This window comes from Streptomyces siamensis (assembly GCF_039543605.1).
In the GTDB taxonomy this organism is placed as follows: domain Bacteria; phylum Actinomycetota; class Actinomycetes; order Streptomycetales; family Streptomycetaceae; genus Streptomyces; species Streptomyces siamensis.
In genome coordinates, this window is the sequence record NZ_BAABKB010000002.1 from 788,926 (window position 1) to 806,261 (window position 17,336).

31 protein-coding genes are annotated in these 17,336 nt (G+C 69.9%); all 31 read right to left on the reverse strand.

Features of this window, described 5'->3' with window-relative positions; genetic code table 11:
* Window positions 1-60: 60 nt before the first annotated feature.
* Window positions 61-735: an HK97 family phage prohead protease gene (locus ABEB03_RS06210; RefSeq protein ID WP_345642399.1), complete on the reverse strand. Its 675-nt coding sequence runs from the start codon at window positions 733-735 to the stop codon at window positions 61-63.
* Window positions 732-1,946 carry a phage portal protein gene (locus ABEB03_RS06215; protein WP_345642402.1) on the reverse strand — a complete coding sequence of 405 codons (1,215 nt, stop codon included), beginning with the start codon at window positions 1,944-1,946 and terminating at the stop codon, window positions 732-734. Before ABEB03_RS06215 ends, ABEB03_RS06210 begins: the two co-directional genes overlap by 4 nt.
* 13 nt (window positions 1,947-1,959) lie before the next feature.
* Window positions 1,960-3,522: a terminase gene (locus ABEB03_RS06220; RefSeq protein WP_345642405.1), complete on the reverse strand. Its 1,563-nt coding sequence runs from the start codon at window positions 3,520-3,522 to the stop codon at window positions 1,960-1,962.
* Window positions 3,485-3,760, reverse strand: a complete 276-nt coding sequence (locus tag ABEB03_RS06225; protein WP_345642408.1) for a hypothetical protein — start codon at window positions 3,758-3,760, stop codon at window positions 3,485-3,487. The genes ABEB03_RS06220 and ABEB03_RS06225 overlap by 38 nt, the downstream gene beginning before the upstream one ends.
* A gap of 179 nt (window positions 3,761-3,939) precedes the next feature.
* Window positions 3,940-4,233: an HNH endonuclease gene (locus ABEB03_RS06230; protein WP_345642411.1), complete on the reverse strand. Its 294-nt coding sequence runs from the start codon at window positions 4,231-4,233 to the stop codon at window positions 3,940-3,942.
* Window positions 4,234-4,246: 13 nt separating this feature from the next.
* Window positions 4,247-4,660: a hypothetical protein gene (locus tag ABEB03_RS06235; protein WP_345642414.1), complete on the reverse strand. Its 414-nt coding sequence runs from the start codon at window positions 4,658-4,660 to the stop codon at window positions 4,247-4,249.
* A 162-nt stretch (window positions 4,661-4,822) separates the two neighbouring features.
* Window positions 4,823-5,023 (reverse strand): hypothetical protein, encoded by a 201-nt coding sequence (locus ABEB03_RS06240; RefSeq protein WP_345642417.1) that lies wholly within the window; start codon window positions 5,021-5,023, stop codon window positions 4,823-4,825.
* Between the two features lie 177 nt (window positions 5,024-5,200).
* The gene (locus tag ABEB03_RS06245; RefSeq protein ID WP_345642422.1) at window positions 5,201-7,333 is read right to left on the reverse strand and encodes an FtsK/SpoIIIE domain-containing protein; all 2,133 of its coding nucleotides are present in this window, start codon (window positions 7,331-7,333) and stop codon (window positions 5,201-5,203) included.
* Between the two features lie 87 nt (window positions 7,334-7,420).
* The gene (locus ABEB03_RS06250) at window positions 7,421-7,756 is read right to left on the reverse strand and encodes a DUF6257 family protein (protein WP_345642428.1); all 336 of its coding nucleotides are present in this window, start codon (window positions 7,754-7,756) and stop codon (window positions 7,421-7,423) included.
* A 2-nt stretch (window positions 7,757-7,758) separates the two neighbouring features.
* Entirely contained in the window at window positions 7,759-8,085 is a 327-nt protein-coding gene (locus ABEB03_RS06255) for a hypothetical protein (protein ID WP_345642433.1), read from the reverse strand.
* The gene (locus ABEB03_RS06260; RefSeq protein WP_345642436.1) at window positions 8,082-8,246 is read right to left on the reverse strand and encodes a hypothetical protein; all 165 of its coding nucleotides are present in this window, start codon (window positions 8,244-8,246) and stop codon (window positions 8,082-8,084) included. The genes ABEB03_RS06255 and ABEB03_RS06260 overlap by 4 nt, the downstream gene beginning before the upstream one ends.
* Complete coding sequence (locus ABEB03_RS06265; RefSeq protein ID WP_345642439.1) at window positions 8,243-9,100, reverse strand: helix-turn-helix domain-containing protein; 858 nt, start codon at window positions 9,098-9,100, stop codon at window positions 8,243-8,245. The genes ABEB03_RS06260 and ABEB03_RS06265 overlap by 4 nt, the downstream gene beginning before the upstream one ends.
* Window positions 9,097-9,474 carry a DUF6907 domain-containing protein gene (locus ABEB03_RS06270; RefSeq protein ID WP_345642442.1) on the reverse strand — a complete coding sequence of 126 codons (378 nt, stop codon included), beginning with the start codon at window positions 9,472-9,474 and terminating at the stop codon, window positions 9,097-9,099. Before ABEB03_RS06270 ends, ABEB03_RS06265 begins: the two co-directional genes overlap by 4 nt.
* Window positions 9,471-9,656 (reverse strand): hypothetical protein, encoded by a 186-nt coding sequence (locus tag ABEB03_RS06275; RefSeq protein WP_345642445.1) that lies wholly within the window; start codon window positions 9,654-9,656, stop codon window positions 9,471-9,473. The genes ABEB03_RS06270 and ABEB03_RS06275 overlap by 4 nt, the downstream gene beginning before the upstream one ends.
* A 101-nt stretch (window positions 9,657-9,757) precedes the next feature.
* Window positions 9,758-9,967: a helix-turn-helix domain-containing protein gene (locus tag ABEB03_RS06280; protein ID WP_345642448.1), complete on the reverse strand. Its 210-nt coding sequence runs from the start codon at window positions 9,965-9,967 to the stop codon at window positions 9,758-9,760.
* Window positions 9,968-10,047: 80 nt separating this feature from the next.
* Window positions 10,048-10,218 (reverse strand): hypothetical protein, encoded by a 171-nt coding sequence (locus tag ABEB03_RS06285; RefSeq protein WP_345642451.1) that lies wholly within the window; start codon window positions 10,216-10,218, stop codon window positions 10,048-10,050.
* Window positions 10,211-10,843, reverse strand: a complete 633-nt coding sequence (locus ABEB03_RS06290) for a hypothetical protein (protein ID WP_345642454.1) — start codon at window positions 10,841-10,843, stop codon at window positions 10,211-10,213. The genes ABEB03_RS06285 and ABEB03_RS06290 overlap by 8 nt, the downstream gene beginning before the upstream one ends.
* Complete coding sequence (locus tag ABEB03_RS06295) at window positions 10,840-11,118, reverse strand: hypothetical protein (RefSeq protein WP_345642459.1); 279 nt, start codon at window positions 11,116-11,118, stop codon at window positions 10,840-10,842. Before ABEB03_RS06295 ends, ABEB03_RS06290 begins: the two co-directional genes overlap by 4 nt.
* Window positions 11,115-11,315: a hypothetical protein gene (locus ABEB03_RS06300; protein WP_345642464.1), complete on the reverse strand. Its 201-nt coding sequence runs from the start codon at window positions 11,313-11,315 to the stop codon at window positions 11,115-11,117. The genes ABEB03_RS06295 and ABEB03_RS06300 overlap by 4 nt, the downstream gene beginning before the upstream one ends.
* A gap of 15 nt (window positions 11,316-11,330) precedes the next feature.
* Complete coding sequence (locus tag ABEB03_RS06305) at window positions 11,331-11,858, reverse strand: single-stranded DNA-binding protein (protein ID WP_345642468.1); 528 nt, start codon at window positions 11,856-11,858, stop codon at window positions 11,331-11,333.
* A gap of 107 nt (window positions 11,859-11,965) precedes the next feature.
* A complete protein-coding gene (locus tag ABEB03_RS06310) occupies window positions 11,966-12,364 on the reverse strand; it encodes a hypothetical protein (RefSeq protein WP_345642471.1) in 399 nt (132 codons plus the stop codon).
* Window positions 12,361-12,696, reverse strand: coding sequence for a hypothetical protein (locus ABEB03_RS06315; RefSeq protein ID WP_345642474.1), 336 nt, complete (start codon window positions 12,694-12,696; stop codon window positions 12,361-12,363). Before ABEB03_RS06315 ends, ABEB03_RS06310 begins: the two co-directional genes overlap by 4 nt.
* Entirely contained in the window at window positions 12,693-12,914 is a 222-nt protein-coding gene (locus ABEB03_RS06320) for a hypothetical protein (protein ID WP_345642477.1), read from the reverse strand. The genes ABEB03_RS06315 and ABEB03_RS06320 overlap by 4 nt, the downstream gene beginning before the upstream one ends.
* Window positions 12,911-13,297 (reverse strand): hypothetical protein, encoded by a 387-nt coding sequence (locus ABEB03_RS06325; protein WP_345642480.1) that lies wholly within the window; start codon window positions 13,295-13,297, stop codon window positions 12,911-12,913. The genes ABEB03_RS06320 and ABEB03_RS06325 overlap by 4 nt, the downstream gene beginning before the upstream one ends.
* Window positions 13,294-13,686, reverse strand: coding sequence for a hypothetical protein (locus ABEB03_RS06330; protein WP_345642483.1), 393 nt, complete (start codon window positions 13,684-13,686; stop codon window positions 13,294-13,296). Before ABEB03_RS06330 ends, ABEB03_RS06325 begins: the two co-directional genes overlap by 4 nt.
* A 232-nt stretch (window positions 13,687-13,918) precedes the next feature.
* Window positions 13,919-14,992, reverse strand: coding sequence for a helicase RepA family protein (locus tag ABEB03_RS06335; protein ID WP_345642486.1), 1,074 nt, complete (start codon window positions 14,990-14,992; stop codon window positions 13,919-13,921).
* Complete coding sequence (locus ABEB03_RS06340) at window positions 14,989-15,939, reverse strand: bifunctional DNA primase/polymerase (RefSeq protein ID WP_345642489.1); 951 nt, start codon at window positions 15,937-15,939, stop codon at window positions 14,989-14,991. The genes ABEB03_RS06335 and ABEB03_RS06340 overlap by 4 nt, the downstream gene beginning before the upstream one ends.
* Before the next feature lie 84 nt (window positions 15,940-16,023).
* Complete coding sequence (locus ABEB03_RS06345) at window positions 16,024-16,287, reverse strand: hypothetical protein (RefSeq protein WP_345642494.1); 264 nt, start codon at window positions 16,285-16,287, stop codon at window positions 16,024-16,026.
* Entirely contained in the window at window positions 16,284-16,475 is a 192-nt protein-coding gene (locus ABEB03_RS06350) for a hypothetical protein (RefSeq protein WP_345642500.1), read from the reverse strand. The genes ABEB03_RS06345 and ABEB03_RS06350 overlap by 4 nt, the downstream gene beginning before the upstream one ends.
* Window positions 16,472-16,951, reverse strand: a complete 480-nt coding sequence (locus ABEB03_RS06355; protein ID WP_345642503.1) for a hypothetical protein — start codon at window positions 16,949-16,951, stop codon at window positions 16,472-16,474. The genes ABEB03_RS06350 and ABEB03_RS06355 overlap by 4 nt, the downstream gene beginning before the upstream one ends.
* A gap of 68 nt (window positions 16,952-17,019) precedes the next feature.
* Complete coding sequence (locus ABEB03_RS06360) at window positions 17,020-17,310, reverse strand: integrase (RefSeq protein WP_345642506.1); 291 nt, start codon at window positions 17,308-17,310, stop codon at window positions 17,020-17,022.
* Window positions 17,311-17,336 lie beyond the last annotated feature (26 nt).

Consider the following 17,336-nt stretch of genomic DNA (forward strand, 5'->3'; position numbering starts at 1 on the left):
GTCTCGTGCGCGCAGAGCGCAGGGCAGTAACTCCCGCCGGACGGCGGGAAGATCAGGGGGTCAGCGGGCGAGCGCGATCTCCAGCAGCGCCCGGGCCCGGCTGTTCGCCGGCGCGGCCGCGGGCTGACGCAGGCTCGCCCCGGTGTACGGGTTCGCTCCGTAGCCGACGATCGCGACGTCACCGCGGTGGATGTCGAACCTGTTGATCCGGTACTCGGTGTAGTCCGGGCTCCACTGGCCCGACTCGATGCGGAACGCGAACGACATCTCGTCGACCAGGCCCGCGCGGAGCTTCGGCGCGATGTACGCGACGTCGTAGTCCGCGGGATCCAGGGCGGGCGCACGCACGTCCAGGCCGTTGGCGCTCTCGGTGAGGAACAGCGTGCCGGTGGTGGTGCGGGCCATGCGGCGCAGCTGGTCGTGGCCGAGGACGAGCGGCACATCGAGGTCCGCGCGGGCGAGCGAGTCGGCCCCGGCGCCCTCAGTGACGATCTCGGTGTAGGGGCCGAACGCGTCCCACATCTCGTAGCCGGCCTCGTACACCGAGGCGCGGCCGACGAACTCCAGGGTCCCGGAGTCTCCGCTCTCGCGGACCTGCACGCCGGACAGCGCGGCACGGACGGTCGCCCGGGCGCCGGCGTGCTCGGCGCAGCGGCGCTGCGAGGGACGGTCCGCGCGCTGGCGGATGTTCTGTGCCCGTTCGGCCGCCGCGGCGGCGAGCGCGGGTGTGGTCATGGCGTAGCTCCCGGTACGGCGGTCGTGGGTGCGGCAGGGACGGACCGCGAGCCGAACAGCCGGTCGAACTCGGCGAGCTGGTCCTCGGTGAAGGGCGGCAGGTTGTCGAGCGCCCGCGCCTCGGACGGGGCGAGCGTGCGGTTGGTGATGCGCTGCCCGATCGTGCGGGTCCGCGCCTCGGGGTCCATGCGCAGCAGCGCATCCGTGTTCAGCTTCACGAACCGCGGGCCGGCGACCAGCTTCCGGCTGAACGCGTCCTCGCGTCGGCCCACAGCCGGACCCAGATTCATGATCAGGAACTGCAGGTTGCGCTGCCCGATGTTGGCGTAGGTGACGCTGCTGCCGGATACCGCGGCGTCGATCAGGTCGCCGGGGCAGCCGAAGAACCGCGCGATGTCGGACGCCCCGTACTGGCGGGCCTCCAGGAACGAGGACTGCGACGCCACAGCCTGGATCGGCTTGTACTCCCAGTCCACGCCATGCACGAACAGGCCCGAACTGTCGACGGCCGCCTTGAAGTTCTCGCGGGCGATGCGGGCCTGGTCCTTGTCGACGGTCTTCGAGGTGTTCTTCAGCTCGGCGAGCGGCACGGCGCCGCCGGCGAACCAGTCCATGGCGAACTGCTGCGCGGACAGGGTCTCCTCGATCGTCCATGCCGCGTAGGCCACGGGGGACAGGCCGAGGGGGAGGCCGGCCACGGTGTACTGCTTCTCGTGCCAGACCTCCCACGGGTCGTACTCGGCACCGTTGATGACGAACTTGGTGATCGTCGATCCGGTCCCTCGCACGGTGACCGCGCCCAGCTCTGCAAGTTCGATCCGGCCGGGCAGACCTCGTCCGTCCGGGCCGATGACTCCGGTCCGTTCGGTGATCAGGCCGAAGCAGTTACCGCCACGGTCCAGGTCGAACTCGGTGGAGTACATCCACTCCCGGATGCCGACCTCCGAGCCGCCAGGAGCGATGAGGACGGGAGGCTTGGGCACTTCCACCTGCATGCCGTTGACGTAGCGGTAGACGTCGATCGGGAAGCTGGACATCAGGTCGGCGCGCAGCCTCAGGCACGCCCACACGGCGGAGTTCCTCAGGGCGCTGTCGTTGGTGACGTGCACCCTGCTGCTGCGCCTCTCGCGGGCCTGCGCCAGCAGATCCTGGGGGGAAGTGACCTGCGCGTCCCGGGCGAACATCCGCTTGAGCCTTGATCCGACCCCCACGGCTCACCCCCTCTCACGCGAACGAGTCCGCGATGTCGTAGTCGGCGATCACGTGAGGACCGCGGATGAGGAGCGCCCAGCGTGCGAACGTGGCCGCGCAGAACGGGCTGATCTCGGTCAGTGAGCTGGTGCGGTCGAGGGTCCAGGCGTCGCCGTTGCGTCGCGTCCGGGCACCGTTCACCGCGGCCGTCAACGGCACCTGGTCGAGGTGGACGACAGTGCCCTGGTTCATGGCGTCGGCCATCTGCCCGCACGCCTCGATGATGTCCCCGGAGCGCATCACGGCCAGGTCGCCGCGTTCCGGATGTTCCTTGTCCTTGGGCACGTCGATACCCGCGGCCACCAGGTCGTCGATGAGCGAACTGGCCGGCGCCCCCGACGCGGCGACGGCCACAGCCACCGGCTTCCACAGGCTGTGGAGCTTCACCATGGCGGGCACCACCCAGTCCGTTCCCGGGCGGTACGCCACGACTTCCAGGTGCACTCTGCCGTCAGGGCGCAGGGAGGCCGCGCTGATCGCCGCCCGCTTGCGGTCCTGCGACACGTCCAGCGCCAGCGCCACCGAGGCCGCCACCGGCTTGCTGGCCGCGTCGGCCGCGCCCGCCCACTTCGCCTTCGGCACGTTCGGGTCCGAGGGCGGAGTCGGCTTCCGCGTCCGGTTGAGATAGGCCCGGTCGAACTCGGCCGGGTCCATCTTCTCCAGCTCGGCCGCGATGACCGCCTCGGTCACCGTGTGCCCCAGCGCGGGCAGTGTCGCCCGCCACGTCGCCGGGTCCGCCCGGTCCATGTCCTCCGGGGCGAACCACTCGAAGTACGCCACCCGCGGCCGCGCCGTGGCGGCGTCCTCGGCGAGCGCGTCGTAGAGCGCCTCGACCAGCGCGCGGCCCGTCTCACGCTTCTTGTTCAGCCACACGCTCTTCGTCGTGCCGCCGGCCGAAGCCCACCACAGCTGGGCCATGGCCCGGGTGAGCATGGCCGGGCTGAACGCGCCCTCCAACCGGTCATCTTCGTGCGCGAACGCTTCGTCAATGAACCCCAGGTCGAGCGTCAGGCCATGAGCCGCCTTCTCCGTGTTCGCCGTGATGCCCATCTTGGAACGCGTGCGGCCCCACAGGATCGCCTCGTTGCCGTTGCTCTTCCGGATGCGCGCCATGCGGGCCAGGTCCGAGCCTGAGATCTTCTCCCAGAACTCGTCCTCCCACCGCTGTCGCGCCATGCCCCGCGTCTGCGCCGCATACACGATGGTCTGCCGCGGCCACGCCAGCGACCGGTGGACCTGGGCACCCAGGCACAGCTCGGTCTTGCCCTGCTGCCGAGGGACGCTGATGCCAACCTCGCGGTGCGCGAACAGGCCGGTCTCGGGGTCGATCTCCAGGGCGACGTCGGACACGTACTTCTGCCACGGCATCGGCGGGGCGCCGAGCTTGGCCATGACCTTCCAGAGCTTCGGCCCGAGCGACGGCCGGTCCGGGTGCCGCGGCGTCCCCCAGCGCGGCGGGCACTCCAGGCCGTACCGCTCCTTGAGGTCCTCGGCGAACTCAGTCGGGGGAGCCCAGGTCTCCGAGGTCGTCGTCATCGTCAGCGGCCCGCCCCTCCAGCAGCTGGGCGAGCGTCTGCCGGAGCTCGCGGGTCAACTGGGGGAGCAGCTTGTCGTCCTGGGCGACAGGCTCCCCGCACGTCTCGCACTGGCCCGTGGCCGCCGCGTCGATCCGGCCGGCCAGCGTGTACGCCAGCTCGGACAGCGACGGCTCCACGCCGACCAGGTCACCGAGCTGCTCGACGTCGCTGCGCACGGCGTCCTCGACGGAGCCCATAGCGCCCCCTTCCAAGATCGTTCCCAGGCATCCGGACCGGGGGGAGAAAAATGAAAGGTGGGCGCGGGGTTGAGAAGACGATCTTTCCTAAAAATCTTGGAAGATCTCAGATCATTTTGGATTTGATCAATCCGATTTGATCTCGATTCGTGCCTCTGACCTGCGCTTTTATTGCGTTGTCATGGGCCTGCGAACCAGTCGACCGACGTCACCAGCTGCACGACCTCGGCGAGCGGGCGGTCGCCCTTCTCGCTGTTGCACTTGCGGAGGCAGACGGGGCAGCCAGCCACGCCGTGGATGGGCGCGAGGTTGTCGGGGTCGAGGCGTGCGCCACCCTTGCTCACCGGATGGATGTGGTCGGTGGTGTCGGACGCATCGTGGCCACAGACGATGCACACGTCGGACTCGCTGAGTATCCGGGCGCGCAGTTGCCGGTACTCGTAGCTGGTCAGCTCGCTGCGGTCTGTGGCCACGTCACCCCCTGCGTCAGGGGCAGAGCGTGCCCTTCAGTGCAGCGTTGATGGCCTTGGCCTCGGCGTCCGTCACCTCATGGTCGGAGGTGGAGAAGCGGGCCTTGGCGGTCATGTCGGCGTTGCCGCCGCCGCTGATGGTGGAGCACTGGTTCCGCGCGTTGTCGACGGCCTTGTCCTCGTCGGTGACGATCGCGGGGTTGACCGCCCGAAGCGCACGGAGGAGCGCCGCACGCTTGGCGGCATCGGGCTTGGGCGGGATGCCGGCCGCCTTCTCTGCGTCGCTGTTGTCCACGGGCTTCGATGCCTTCGGTGAGCTGGCCTTGGTGGGCTTGGTCTTGGCATCGCTTCCGTCATCGCTGCTGCTGCAGCCGACGAGCGTGATGGCGAGTGCGGCGGTGACGGCCGCGATGGTGATGCGGGTGCGCATGATCCCCCCTGGGATGTTGGTACTGAGGGGACATCATGCACCAAGGCGGACACGACGAAGCCCCAGCCGGGGGGACCGTAACTGGGGCTTCGTCGTGCGTCTGTGGTGCCGGTTGAGGGCACAGTTGTACACCCGGATCGTCACACAGTGGCTGACCTGCGGTCAAGCAGCAGCGCGGGCTTGGCGTTTGGCGACGAGTGCGGCGACGTCGGTGACGGCGAACCAGGGGTGGCGTTCGGTGCCGCCGGCCCTGCGGAGGCGGCCTCGGTAGACGAGGTTGCGGACGGCGCCGGGGGTGGTGTCGAGGGCTCGGGCGACGTCGCGGGTGCTGTAGTAGCCGGGCGGGATGAGCTCGGTGTCCATGACCCAATGATGCGGCAGTGAGTGAGGCTGTGGTGGGCGCCAGAGAGGCCGTTTGCGGGGGACATGGCGTCCCTCGCAAGTGGCCTCACTGCCTCACTTGATCGCCGTTTCCGCTGATCAACGCCAGTGAGGCGGGGCAGTGACCATCACAGTGGAAAGTCACTGCCCACTGCCGGGTCACTGAGCCTCGGCGAGCTCTTCCGCGCGGCGTTCGAGGGCCCTCTCGACGCTCTCCAGCTTCACCACGGGGTAGCCGTCGAGGGTGCCGGGCTCTTCGTCGTACTCGGCGAGCAGGGCCTTGAGGCGGGCGCCGTTCCAGTGCTCGTACACGGCGTGATTGCGGGTCTTGAGCCGGTGCACGACCTCGGTGGTGCGGACTCGCCTCTCGCGGCCGACAGCGGCGGCCAGGTCGGCGAGGTGGTCGACGTCCTGGACGACCTCCAGCTTGTGGACGGTGGCGACGCCCTGGCGGCGGGCCTTGGCCCGGTCGGTGAGGACGACGGCGTCGTCTCCGGAGAGGAAGTAGGTGCGCACAGTCACGGAGGTCTCGCCGGGCTCCATCTTGACGCCACCTGCGACAACGAGGGTTCCGCGGTCGAGGTCGCGGCGCAGCTTGTGCGGTGCGGCGCCGGCGTCGACGGGCGCTTCGCCGAGGGCCATCTTGGCCTGGGACTCGGTGCCGAGGACGAGGGAGCCGCGGACGTGGTTGCCCTCGCGGGACCGCTTGGGCAGGTTCTCGTCGGTCGGGTCCTGGGTGCCCTCCCAGATGGTGACGTTGACGGCGCGGCCCTGGTCGTGGATCTTCTTGACGGCCTGGAAGTAGCGGCTGGTGGCCTTGCTGCCGCCGTAAGGGCGGCCGTCGGGGCTCTTGGCGGCGCAGCCGTAGGCGACTTGGGCCTCGTCGACGATGAGGACGATGGGCCTGAACCGCGGGTCGGTGCGGGCCATCTCCCTGGTCACGCCCTCTGTGGAGCCGGACTCTTCGAGCAGGGCGATGCGGGTCTGCATCTCGTCGACGCCCCACTCGACCATGTCGGTGGCCTGGGCGACGTGGGCGTCGGTGGGGCCCTGGATGAGCAGCTGCGCGAGGCCGAGGAAGCCGCGCCAGTCGCCGACGCCCTTGAGGTCGGCGATGTAGAAGTCGACGGTCGGGTCGAGGGCGAGCCATAGGGCGAGGGCGCGCAGGGCTGCGGTTTTGCCCTGGTTGGACAGGCCGGTGAGCAGGATGTGCCGCTGGAAGACGCTGAGGTCGACCAGGTCGCCGCGCAGGTTCTGTCCCCAGGGTGCGGCGCCGGTGTAGTAGTCGGCGGTCGCGTTCTCGTCGAGCATGAGCGGCGAGATGCCGATCGGCTCGTCGAGGGCGCCGGAGTCGGCGATCCACAGGCGGACGGTGCGGGGCTGCGGCGGGATGGTGATGAACACCTCGTGTTCGTGCCGGTTGAGGTTCTCGGCGAGCTTGCGGCGACGGTTCTGGATCTCCTCGGTGGAGACGCCGGAGGGCAGGTGTACGTCGACCTCGACGCCGCAACCGGCGGTCTTGATGGGGGACAGCAGGGCGGCGCCAAGGTCTCCCATGCCTTCAATGGCCTTGCGTAGGGCGGAAATGCCCAGGTCACGGAAGGCGACGACGACGATGGACGGGGTGATGGCGTCGCCGTAGATGCGGGCGGAGGCGGGCAGCGCCCACTGGGGGGCGGTGTGCTGGTGCTGGCCGATGGCCCAGACGGCGGCGAGGCCGATCCAGGGGGCGAGGGCGAGGCCGGGGCCCCAGATGACGCCGGCGATGATGGACACCCATCGGACGAGGTCGGCGACGGTCTCGAAGGGTGCTGCGACGTCGGTGATGTCGTGGTTGGCCCAGGCGAGCAGGATGCCGATCAGGAGCAGCAGGCTGGCGCCGCCCGCGGTGGCCGCGCCGATCGCCTTGGGCGCCTGGAGGGCGAACTGCAGGAGTTCGATGCGCCGGCGGTGGCGGGCGGCCCGGAAGTCCTGGCCGCGCTGCTCCCATTCCTTGACCTCGTCGAGTAGGCCGGCGGCTTCGGCGGCGCGGATCATCCGCTCGTACCGGGACGCTGTCCTGCCGTCCCAGATGCGGCGTCCTACGACGCGCGTCCCGCCGAGGACGTAGGCGCCGTGGCGGACGGCGAGGCGTCCTGTGGCGCGGACGCGGTCGTCCTTCAGTGCGGCCTTGGTGATGCGTAGGTAGCGGGCGCGGCGCCGCTCGGGACGGGTGGAGGACGCCTTGGCGGTGGTTGCGTCCTGCGCGTCCTGCGGGGCGTCCTCTGGCGTTTTGATCAGCGCAACGGTCATGCTGGGCTCTCCGGTCGTTGTGCTCTGGCGGTCGGGGCCCGGGGACGGCCTCTGCTTGGTCGTGGTGCTGCCGTCCCCGGGGTTGAGCTACTGGTAGCGGCGGAGCTCGCGTTCGATGCGGCGGGCGGCCTGCTCGTGCTCGTGCATCTCGCGGCGGGCCTTGACGCGCTCTGGGCCCTTGCTGGTGCGCATGGTGGCCTTGGCGCCTGCGGCGGCCCGGCGGGCCTCGCTCAGGCGCTGTTCCAGAGCCTTGACCTCGGCTGCTCCGCGTTCCTCGGCCCGCTTCTGGATGCGGTCGACCTCCCGCTTGATGCGGTCGTCGATGGTGTCGACGTTGGGGTCGCCGGCCATGGACTGCTTGAAGGCCCTGGCGGAGAGCCACGCCATGCGGCGCTTCTCGGCTCCGGTGTACGAGGCGGGCATGGTCAGCGTCCCTTCTTGACGTCGCGCCACATGGAGCGCAGGACGACCAGGCAGATGGTGAGGGCGACAACGGCGAGGGCGAGGACGGCCGCGAGGATCGCGAATCCGAGCACGACGAACGCGATCGCCACGACCAGCACGGTTAGGGCGAGGACGCCAAGGCATCCGCCTGCGATGTACGCGCCCCACGGGTGGACCTTGATGGGCTGAAGAGGCTGTGTTGCCTGCTGGGCAACGGAGGAAGGCCCGTAGGGGGCAGGCCAGGCCGCGTACACAGGGTTTCCGGCAAGGTCGTAGCCGATCTGCTGCCGCTCGATGGGCTGGTTCACGTCGTCCACCTCCTCAAGCGCCGGGCGATGGCGGGGCGAGCCGCGAGGCCGAGGCCGAAGGCGACGATGACGGGCTTGGCTGCGAGGGCGGCGGTGAGCGACAGCGCGGGCGGCCACAGCAGCAGGACGCCGAGGACGGCGCCGAGGAACAGGGCCTTCATGTCGGCACCCCCACCATGACGTTGGGCAGCTGGTCGGGGTGGAACAGGTTGTGTCCTCGGGCGTCCTGGGAGTGGACGGGGATGCGTCCTGCGGCTACCCAGTTGCGGACTGTGGACGGCTTGATGCCGTAGTGGTCGGCGACGTCGGAGGACGTCATGAGGGGCGGCTCGGGACGCGGCCCGTCCTCGGCGTCCTCGGACGTCCCGGCTTCCAGTTCGGGCGTCCTGCCCGCGTCCTGGGCGTCCTCGCGTTCCAGGGTCACGGTGGGCCGCGGGCGGGCGACGACCGGCAGCAGTCGGGCACCGGCGGGCACGACGTCCGGAGCGGCCGGGACGCTCGGGACGGTGGCGGACGCGGTCGCGTCCTGCGTGTCCTGTGCGTCCTGGTGTGCGTCCGGCGGGCTGGCCGCGAGGTGCAGGAGGTGGCCGACGACGGCCGGGGGCACGAGGCTGGTGACGGCGATCAGGACGGGCTGGTCGGCGATGACGTGCCCGGTGGTGATGAGGTGCGACACGACCTGGGCGGCCATGGCGAGGGCGAGGGCGAGGCAGGCGCCGATGATGGCGGACCAGCGGCCTCGGTCGCCGGGGCGGCGGGTGGAGGCGACGGCGGCCGCGATGCCCGCGTAGGCGGACAGGACGATCGGCATGCCGAACGTGAACGGGTCGGCCCATCCGGCGGTCTCGGCGAGGTGGTACTCGCCGGGCGCGCACATCAACAGGGCGACGCCGAGGACGATGGGCCGTCCGCCGGCGGTGAGGCCGCGGACCCACAGCGGTGCGGCCGTGCGGCGGCCGGCTGCCGGGGCGGGGCGGCGGAACCAGCGGGCGAGCGTGCGGCGGATGCTGCTCATCGGGCTTCACCTCGGATGTGCTCGGCCTCGTCGGCGAGCCGGTCGAGGGCGTCGAGGTGGGCGCGGGTGGTGGCCGTGAACGCGCGGAGGCTGGCCGGGTCGAGCGTTACGACCTCGGCGTCGAGCTCCACGGCGACGATGGGCAGCGGCTCGTCCGCGAGGGCGGCGTAGGGGGCGTGCGAGATCCAGGCGCGCAGGTAGGTGACGATGCCGAGGCTCGTCTCGAAGCTGGCGGCGATCTCGGGCCCGTTGTGGGTGAGGTCGGGCCGGAACTGGGCGCCGCCGTGCGGGTCGACGCACCAGTCCGGCTCGTCGATCTCCAGGGCCTTGGTCGTCAGGACGTTGACGACGACGCTGCGGGGCTCGGTGCTCACTGGCCCTCACCGGCCTCGGCGCGGACGGCGCGGAGCAGGATGCGCAGGGACTCGCGGACGGCGAGGTCGTTGCGGCTGTTGAGGGTCCGCTCGGCGAGCTCGACGGCGACGGCCAGGTCGCTGTGTTCGGCGGCGGGAAGGATGGTGTCGTCCGCGATTGCGGGCATGGCAAGATCGGCCATAGCCGGATCTCCTCCTGGTTACGTCAGGAAGTGGGCTTCGGTCAGGCCCTTGGTCGGGATTGCCGTCCCGGCCTTGGGCCGTCTTCAGTTGTGGGGTGTAGCTACGCCTGCTTGTTCTTCAGGGCGTTGATGGCCCGGCTGATGCCGGCCCGGGTGACTCCGAGTTCTCGGGCTACTGCTGCTTGGCTGCCGAGTTCGGCTTCGCCGTCGATGAGGGCTTGGGCCCGTTCGTCGGTGGCTTCTTGGTAGGCCTTCTGTGCGGCGGCCTGCTTCTGGACGGCGGCGTCATGGCGCTCTTTCCACGTAGTCACGTCCCTCCCTTTACCGGAAGCGGCGACTGCCCGACAAGCGTAACCAGGGGTGGCGACGGCCGTCAACACCCCTGGCGACGTCACGACGACTCCTGACGCCGCGCCCGCTGGAAGGCCTCATGGACCAGCCGCTGCGCCTCGGCGAGGTGACGGGCGCAGATCTTCAGGTCGGCGTTCGGGTCGACCGCCTCGCCCGTGCACTGGTTGCCGCGCCCCGACAGCACGCGGCAGGTGATGATCCGGTCAGGCATCCGTAGCCTCCCTCGGCTGATAGTGCAGGAGCAGCAGCAGGTCCTGCTCGCCCTTGTACACGCACTGACACCAGTCGCACACGACGCTCGTCTGCCCTTCCCGGTGGCGCAGGGTCGCCCCGCACACCACTCCGGAGGAGTCGACGGAGACGCACTGCCCGATCGGCCGGCCGCGGTCCTTCTTGCCGCCGATGATGGACAGGGCGTTGCCCTCCAGCTCGCGTACCTCGCGGGCCAGGTCGCCGGCCCCGGGATAGTTCGCGGCGAGCCACTCCAGCTGCATGCCGATCCATCGGCAGGCGTGCATGACGCGGTAGTCGAGGCCGCCGGTGATGGCGGGCTCGCCCCAGCCGCGCGCGGACTGGATATCGGAGCGCCAGGACTCCAGGACCAGAGCGATCCCTCCATGCCGCAGGTCGAGGACGACCTCGTTGAGGGGCAGCGGGGGCGTGGCGTGGCTGGTGGTGACGCGCTCGGCGGCCGGGCGGCCGGTCGGCGCGAGGTACAGGCCGAGCTCGATGAACAGGGCGGGCAGCCGCTGCAGCCGCTCGGCGAGGGCGAGCACGTCGCCGGGGCACAGGTAGCCGTGCTCCAGCTGGCGCTCGCACAGTCCGCACTGGTTCACGGCTGCTCCTTGCTGTCGAGCTTGTCCAGGGCCCGGCCGAGGTCGCCCATGGCCTGGAAGTACATCTGCAGTAGCTGGTCGATGACCTTCATCAGGTCGCCGATCACAGCCTCGGCGGGCACCCAGGTGAAGCCGCCGTCGACGTGGTTGAGGGCGGGCATGGTGTCGTCGTCGGGGTCGATGAAGCGGTCGAGGGCGGTGCGGACGACCTCACGCAGCTCATCACCGGCAGGGGTACACGTCAGCGTGTACCCCTCCGCGTCGGGCCCGTTCACACCCGGCTCCGCTGCTGCAGCCGGTACAGGCGGAAGCTGCTGAGGTAGAGGTCACCGACCGCCTTCTTCCTGGTGGCCGCCGCGGCGGCGTCGTTGCGGCGGGCGTCCTGCGCGTTCCACCGCATGTGCAGCAGGTTCATCAGCTGCGAGCCGAGGGCGATACCGACGGCGAGCATCTGCCATTCGTTCGGGGTCATGGCGGTCTCCCAGGCCTAGAAGGGGGGCTCGTCGGAGTAGCCCGCGGGCTGCGCGGCGGGCTGCTGCTGGGCGGGCGGCGTAGATCCCCAGCCGCCGCCCTGCTGCTGGCCGTTGGCGGGCTTGGCGCCGGCCCACGGGTCGTCGCCCGGGGTCCGTTCGCCGGTACGGACCCCGCCCGCCGGGTTCTTCGTGACCTTGGCGGTGGCGCGGGCGAGGCTGGCGCCGACCTCGTCGACGTCCAGCTCGTAGACCGTGCGCTTGACGCCCTCACGGTCCTCGTAGGAGCGCTGCTTGAGGCGGCCCTGGACGATGACGCGGACGCCGCGGGCGAGGGACTCGGCGACGTTCTCGGCGGCCTGCCGCCACACCGAGCAGGTGAGGAACAGGGACTCGCCGTCCTTCCACTCGTTGGCCTGCTTGTCGTAGACGCGCGGGGTCGAGGCGACGCGGAACTTGGCGACGGCCACGCCGGCCGGGGTGAAGCGGAGCTCGGGGTCATCGACCAGGTTGCCGACGACAGTGATCACGGTCTCGCCTGCCATGGCGGACTCCTTCGGTTGGGCTTACGGGATCCCGTAAGCGGACTGACCTGTGGTTGTCTGGGTGGGTGGCCGCCCCGGTTCCCGCGGGGCGGCCGTTGCCGTGCGGGTCAGGCAGTGGAGAGCGGCCCGTATGCCAGGGCGACCTGGAGGTAGTCGACCGCCTCAAGCGGTGCCACCCGGTCGCCGTGGTGGCCGGTGATGAGCGCCGGGCCGTGGACGATCAGTTCGGTGCAGTCAGGGTGGTTCTGGGTGAACCAGGCGATGAACCGGTTGCGCGGCCGCTCGCCGAGGCCCTCTTCGTCCATCCACAGGTGCAGGCCGGGCGCGAGCTTGACGTGCTCGATGAGGTCACAGCGGAGCACAGCGGCCGCGTACTCGGCGAAGTGCTCCGGGTCGGCGGGCAGGTTGAGTTCGACCATGTGGCTGTCCTCGGTGATCAGGACGGCGTCAGGCTGTCCGCTGCCCATCTCTGCGCCGAGCTGGGCGAGGGTCTTGGTAGTGGTCACTGGTTCTCCTTGATGGGTGCGGGCGGGAAGGTGAGGACGACGCGGACCGAAGCCCCGCCGAACTCGCCGTTCGCTGCGAGTCCGATCCACTCGTCGTCTTCGTCGGTGCTGCCGGTGACGGCCAGCTCGGTGCCGAGCAGTAGGGCGATGTCCCCGGCGAGGGCCTCGCGCATGTCGCCGCGGCCGACCGTCCACGGGATCGCCACCAGGACGGCGTCCGGGGTGACGGTCAACTGCGGGTGCACGCCGTACAGGTCGCGGAGCGCGGCGAGGGACTGGCTGAGCCGGGCGGCCCGGGTGAAAGCCAGGCGGGCTGTCTTCGCGGTGCTCACTTGTCCAGCCCGTAGTAGTCGCGGACGGCGGCGAACATCTGGTCGACCTTGGCGTGGGCGGCGACGGCGCCGATGGGCGCGTGGTCGGCGAGCTTCCGCATGCCGGCCTCGTCGACGACGGCGCGGGTGCGGCCGAACGTGTCCGTGATGGTCTTGGTCTCGATGCCGAGTTCGGCGCAGATCGCCTTGACGTCGGCGTCGGTGAGATCGCTGGTCACTGCTCCTCCAGGAGGTCGGTGTTGACGGCGCCGCCGACGGTCACCCACAGGACTTGGGCCTGTGCGCTGGTGAAGTCGCGGCGGCGGGCCTGGTCTTCGAGCTCGGCGTAGGTGAGGCCGAGCCGGGCGAGCGAGGTGCGGACCGCGGCGTGGAACTCGGCCTCGGTTACCTCGATCACCACGTCGTCGAGGTCGTCAGCCGTGGGCGGCTCGCCCACAGCTGCATTGCTCTCCCGAGCACGCAGGTGGCGAAGCTTCTGTGCGTGCCGGTGGGCGAGGCCGCGCTGCCGGGCGGCGTTGAGGGCTGCGCGCCGACGCTTGGCTGCTTCGGCCCGGGCGCGGGCGGCGGCGATCTTCTCGGCCACCACGTCGTCGACGTTCACGGCGCATCGTCCGAGTGGCAGATGCGGGTGAAGTTCTCGCCGCGGGTGGCGTCCTCGGCGTATCCGTCGGAGTCGGCGACGAGGGGGGTGCACGTGCCCTCAGCGTCGAGGGTCCACGCGAGGATGGGGCGGAAGTCGGTGTCCCCGGTGTCGGTCTGGATCTCGGCACGCCACCCGTCGCCCGGGATGACGCCGACGAGCGGGGTGTCGGCCTTGCGGAGGCCGGCGAAGTTGCTCCAGGTGTCGGCGTCACGGAGACGTCCTGTCTCCATGTCGGCGACCATGGCGGCGCCGTCATCGCCCCAGGCGATCACGGGCTTGGCGCTGAAGTGGGCGCGTCCGTTGTTCTCGTGGCGGTAGCTGGCTTCGTAGCCGTGGGCGGGGATCATGTCTCTCCTTCTCGGGCAGTCCCACCGGTCCCGCGGCTCCCACTTTTCCCACTTCCCACCCCCCTAAGAGAGGGGGGGTGGGTGGGAATTTGGGCGGGCCGCTGGGAAGAAGATGGGAAGTTGGGAAGTTCGCAGGTCAGGGGATGCGAGGTAGCTGGGAATTAGTTGGTGAGGGTGGGAAGTTGGGGCTCTCGGGCGGGGAAAATTCCCACAGCGAAAATGGGAAGTTTTCTCACGCTGCGTCACCGTCCTGTGCACTGGCGGTAGCGGAGGACAGGCGCCAGCTAGGCCGGGTCTCACTGCCCGTCTTGACCAGGTAGCCCAGCCGTTCGAGCTTGGCGACCGCCCGGTAGACGGTGCTGGACGCCATCTCGGCGACGTCGACCAGGCGGGCCCGAGACACCGACTCGGTCGGGAACACCTCGTGCATCACGTCGAGGATCCGCTGCTCGGTCTTCGAGAGCTGGTTCTCCTCGGCCGGGCTCGCCGTCCGGTTGATGAGGACGCAGGACTCAAGGACGGGCTGCATCTTGAGGAAGACGGTGTCGAAGTCCTCGACGTCCTTCTGCTTGTCGCACTGGACCTCGACGTACTCCTCGTTCTTCGTGACCTTGATGATCGAGGTGGCGGCGCCGTCGAACGCGGACGCGCCGCGCATGTTCTCGCCGTTGCGTCCCGAGTGGTGGATCAGCAGGACGCACGCACCGGACGCGCCCCGCAGCGCGTCGGCGGCTGACACGACCTGGCCCATCTCGCCGTTGTCGTTCTCGTTCGCGCCGACGGTGCAGCGGGCCTGCGTGTCGATGACGATGAGCGCGGGGCGCATCTCCTCGACGAGCAGCTCCAGCGCCCGCAGGTCGGTGCCGTGCAGCAGCTGCACGGCGATCGGCAGGAATGTCACGTCGTGCATGCGGATCGCCGTGTGGCGTTCCCATGCCCGCACGCGGCGCCGGATGCCGGATGTGCCTTCGGCGACGAGGTACAGGACGGTGCCTTTGCTGACCTCGTGGACGCCGGCCCAGGGCAGGCCGTTGGCGACGCAGCCCGCCCAGTCGATGCCGACGAAGGACTTGCCGGAGCCGGGCTTGCCGTAGATCCAGGCGAGGGAATCCCGAAAGAGGATGCCCTCGACGAGCGGGACGGGGTCGGGCAGGTCGTCGAGTCCGTCGGTGTCGACGCGCGCCGACCGCAGGACCGCGAGCCGGTCTTGTACGGGGTTCCCTCCCGGGCCTTCGTGGTCCGGTGGCTCCTCGGGCGGCTCCTCGCCGAAGAGGCGCTCGAAGTCCTTGTCGAAGGCGGTGCTCACGCCGCGTACCCCTTGTCGCTGGGCCGGTTGGCGGCGCTGTCGAAGGAGGCGCGGGCCTCGGAGTCGGTGAGTCCGACGGCCGACGCGGCGTGCAGCAGTGCGGCCTCGGCCTCGGCGAGGTTGATGAGGCCCTGCGCGTCCAGCTCGTGGGCGCGGCAAGCGGCGAAGTAGAAGGAGTTGTTGCGTCCGTGCATGCGGTCGCCGGCCACGGAGTCCATGACGTGCTGGACGAGCTGGTCGACGGTCCACATCTTCCCGCCGCCCGGACGGCTGGCCGTCCGCTTCCAGAACGGGTGGCGCAGGTCGCCGGGCCGAACTGTCGGGCGCGGCGCCGGTGCGGCTGGCCGCTCCTTGCGGGGCAGAAGCGCAGCGGGCCAGGCGATCTCGGGCTTGTAGAAGATGTTCCGCGTTCCGGGCCACTGGTAGCGGGCCCCTGATGAGTGCATGGACGGGGCGAGCAACACGTAGCCGTTGTGCTTGAAGTCGATCCCCTCGAACGGTTCGCCGGGCAGGTCGAAGCCGGGGGAGAGGTACAGCATGTGGAGGCCGTCGCCGCCGGTGATCTGCATGGTGGTGCCGGGCAGGACGCCGACGCGTTCCTCGAGCCTGCACAGCGACTTGTAGCCGCCGTTGCGGGGGTCGACGTCGATGACGGCCCACCCGTTGAGCTTGCAGGGCGCGCCGATGTTGGCGTCGGGCTCCTCCGTCCACCACTTGCGGACGAGTTCGATGTCGGTGGTGGCTGCGTGGAAGCCGTGACAGGTGGGCACACCGCACTGGCATTCTTCGGGTCGGTGCTGGACATACAGGCTGCTGTTCTTGTCGCAGCGCGCGCAGTTGGCGTAGGGCGTCTTGTTCCGACGGACGCGGAACACCTTGATACCGGCGGCGGCGTAGGTCTCGGCGGCGGCCGGGAGCTCGGCGGGGATTCGGATGCCGACGTTCACGAACTGCTCTCTTCTACGAGCTGGATCAGTTGGTTCGTGGGGTGCTGGCGGGCGCCGCGGGGGGATGTCGGCGCCCGCCAGCGGTCAGGCGGCCTTCCGCTTGGCGGCGGCGACGTCGTCCGCGAGGGCGAGGATGTGCGCGCACCAGATGCGGGCCTTGGCCTGGGCGGAAGGCCCGGTGGGCTGCTGCTCCAGGTCGTGGCGGATGGAGTCGAGGCACATCTCGTGCAGTGCCTTCTCCGCGGCCCGCTTCACGTACAGCTCGTCGTGCGTGGCCTTGGCCCCGTCGACGGCATCGAGGTCGACGGGCTGCTCTACCGGCCACTGGCCGGGACGGTGCTGTGTCACGACGTCTCCTCGCGGTGGATGGGCCAGCCGGGGCCGGGCGGGAATTCGTCCAGCCCCTGCAAGGCGCGCGGGGTGTGGGCGGGGCATCGAGGACCGGTGACGTAGAGGCGGACGCCGTCGACTTCCTTGCAGTGGTGTCGCTTCTCGCCGATCCAGTGGGTGCATTGGGGGCGGGCGTCGTCTTTCACGCCTGCCCCCGCTTCTGCAGGTCGCGGACGAGCTCCCTCATGAAGTGGAACCGCTGGACGGGGTTCTGCCCCTTGGGGACGACCACGAGGAACGTGCCGTCTTTGCGGGCTTCGCAGAAGACGCCCAGGCCGGCGTTGAGGTGGGGCACGCCTTCGCAGAGGCTGGCGGTGTCCAGCTCTTCCAGCTCGATGCCGAACGCTGCGATGAGCTGCGGGATGAGCACGGTGGCGGCGTACTCGTTGACGAGTGCCTCCATCCGGTCGGCCTCGCCCCGCATGGTCTCGATGCTCGCCAGGGCCTGTGCCGCGGTGACCACCTGAAGGTCGCCGAGGTTGGCGTCGCTGGCGGTGACCAGCATCTGCTGGCCGTCGTCGAGGTCCATCATGATCTCGACGTGCCGAAAGGTGCTGATGCTCTGGTCTGCCGGTACCGGCGTCGCCTTTGTCGCCGCTGAGGGACGTGCAATAGTTGCCATGAGGACGTTCTCTTTCCGGCGGCGGCACTGATGGGGTGGCTAGACCCCGGGTGCCGCCGTCTTGCTGGTTAGCGCTGGTGGATGGAGCTGTTCTCGTCAGACGGGGCCGGGTGGCTAGACCTGGCCCCGTCGTTGTTCTCCGGCGTGATCTGCAGGACTCGAAGCAGGTCCTCGGTGACCACGCGGTACGCCTTGCCGGCGCGGAGCACCTTGCAGGGGAACTGGTCGGTCCTGGCCAGGGCATAAGCCGTGGTTCGACCGATCCCGAAGGCCCGTGCAGCGGTCTCCACGTCGACGGCGGCGGGAAGCGCGAGTAGCTCACTCCGAGTGAGTGGGCCGCGCACAGTAGCCGTTGTCATTATTCGTGGCACTCCTTGCGGAAGTT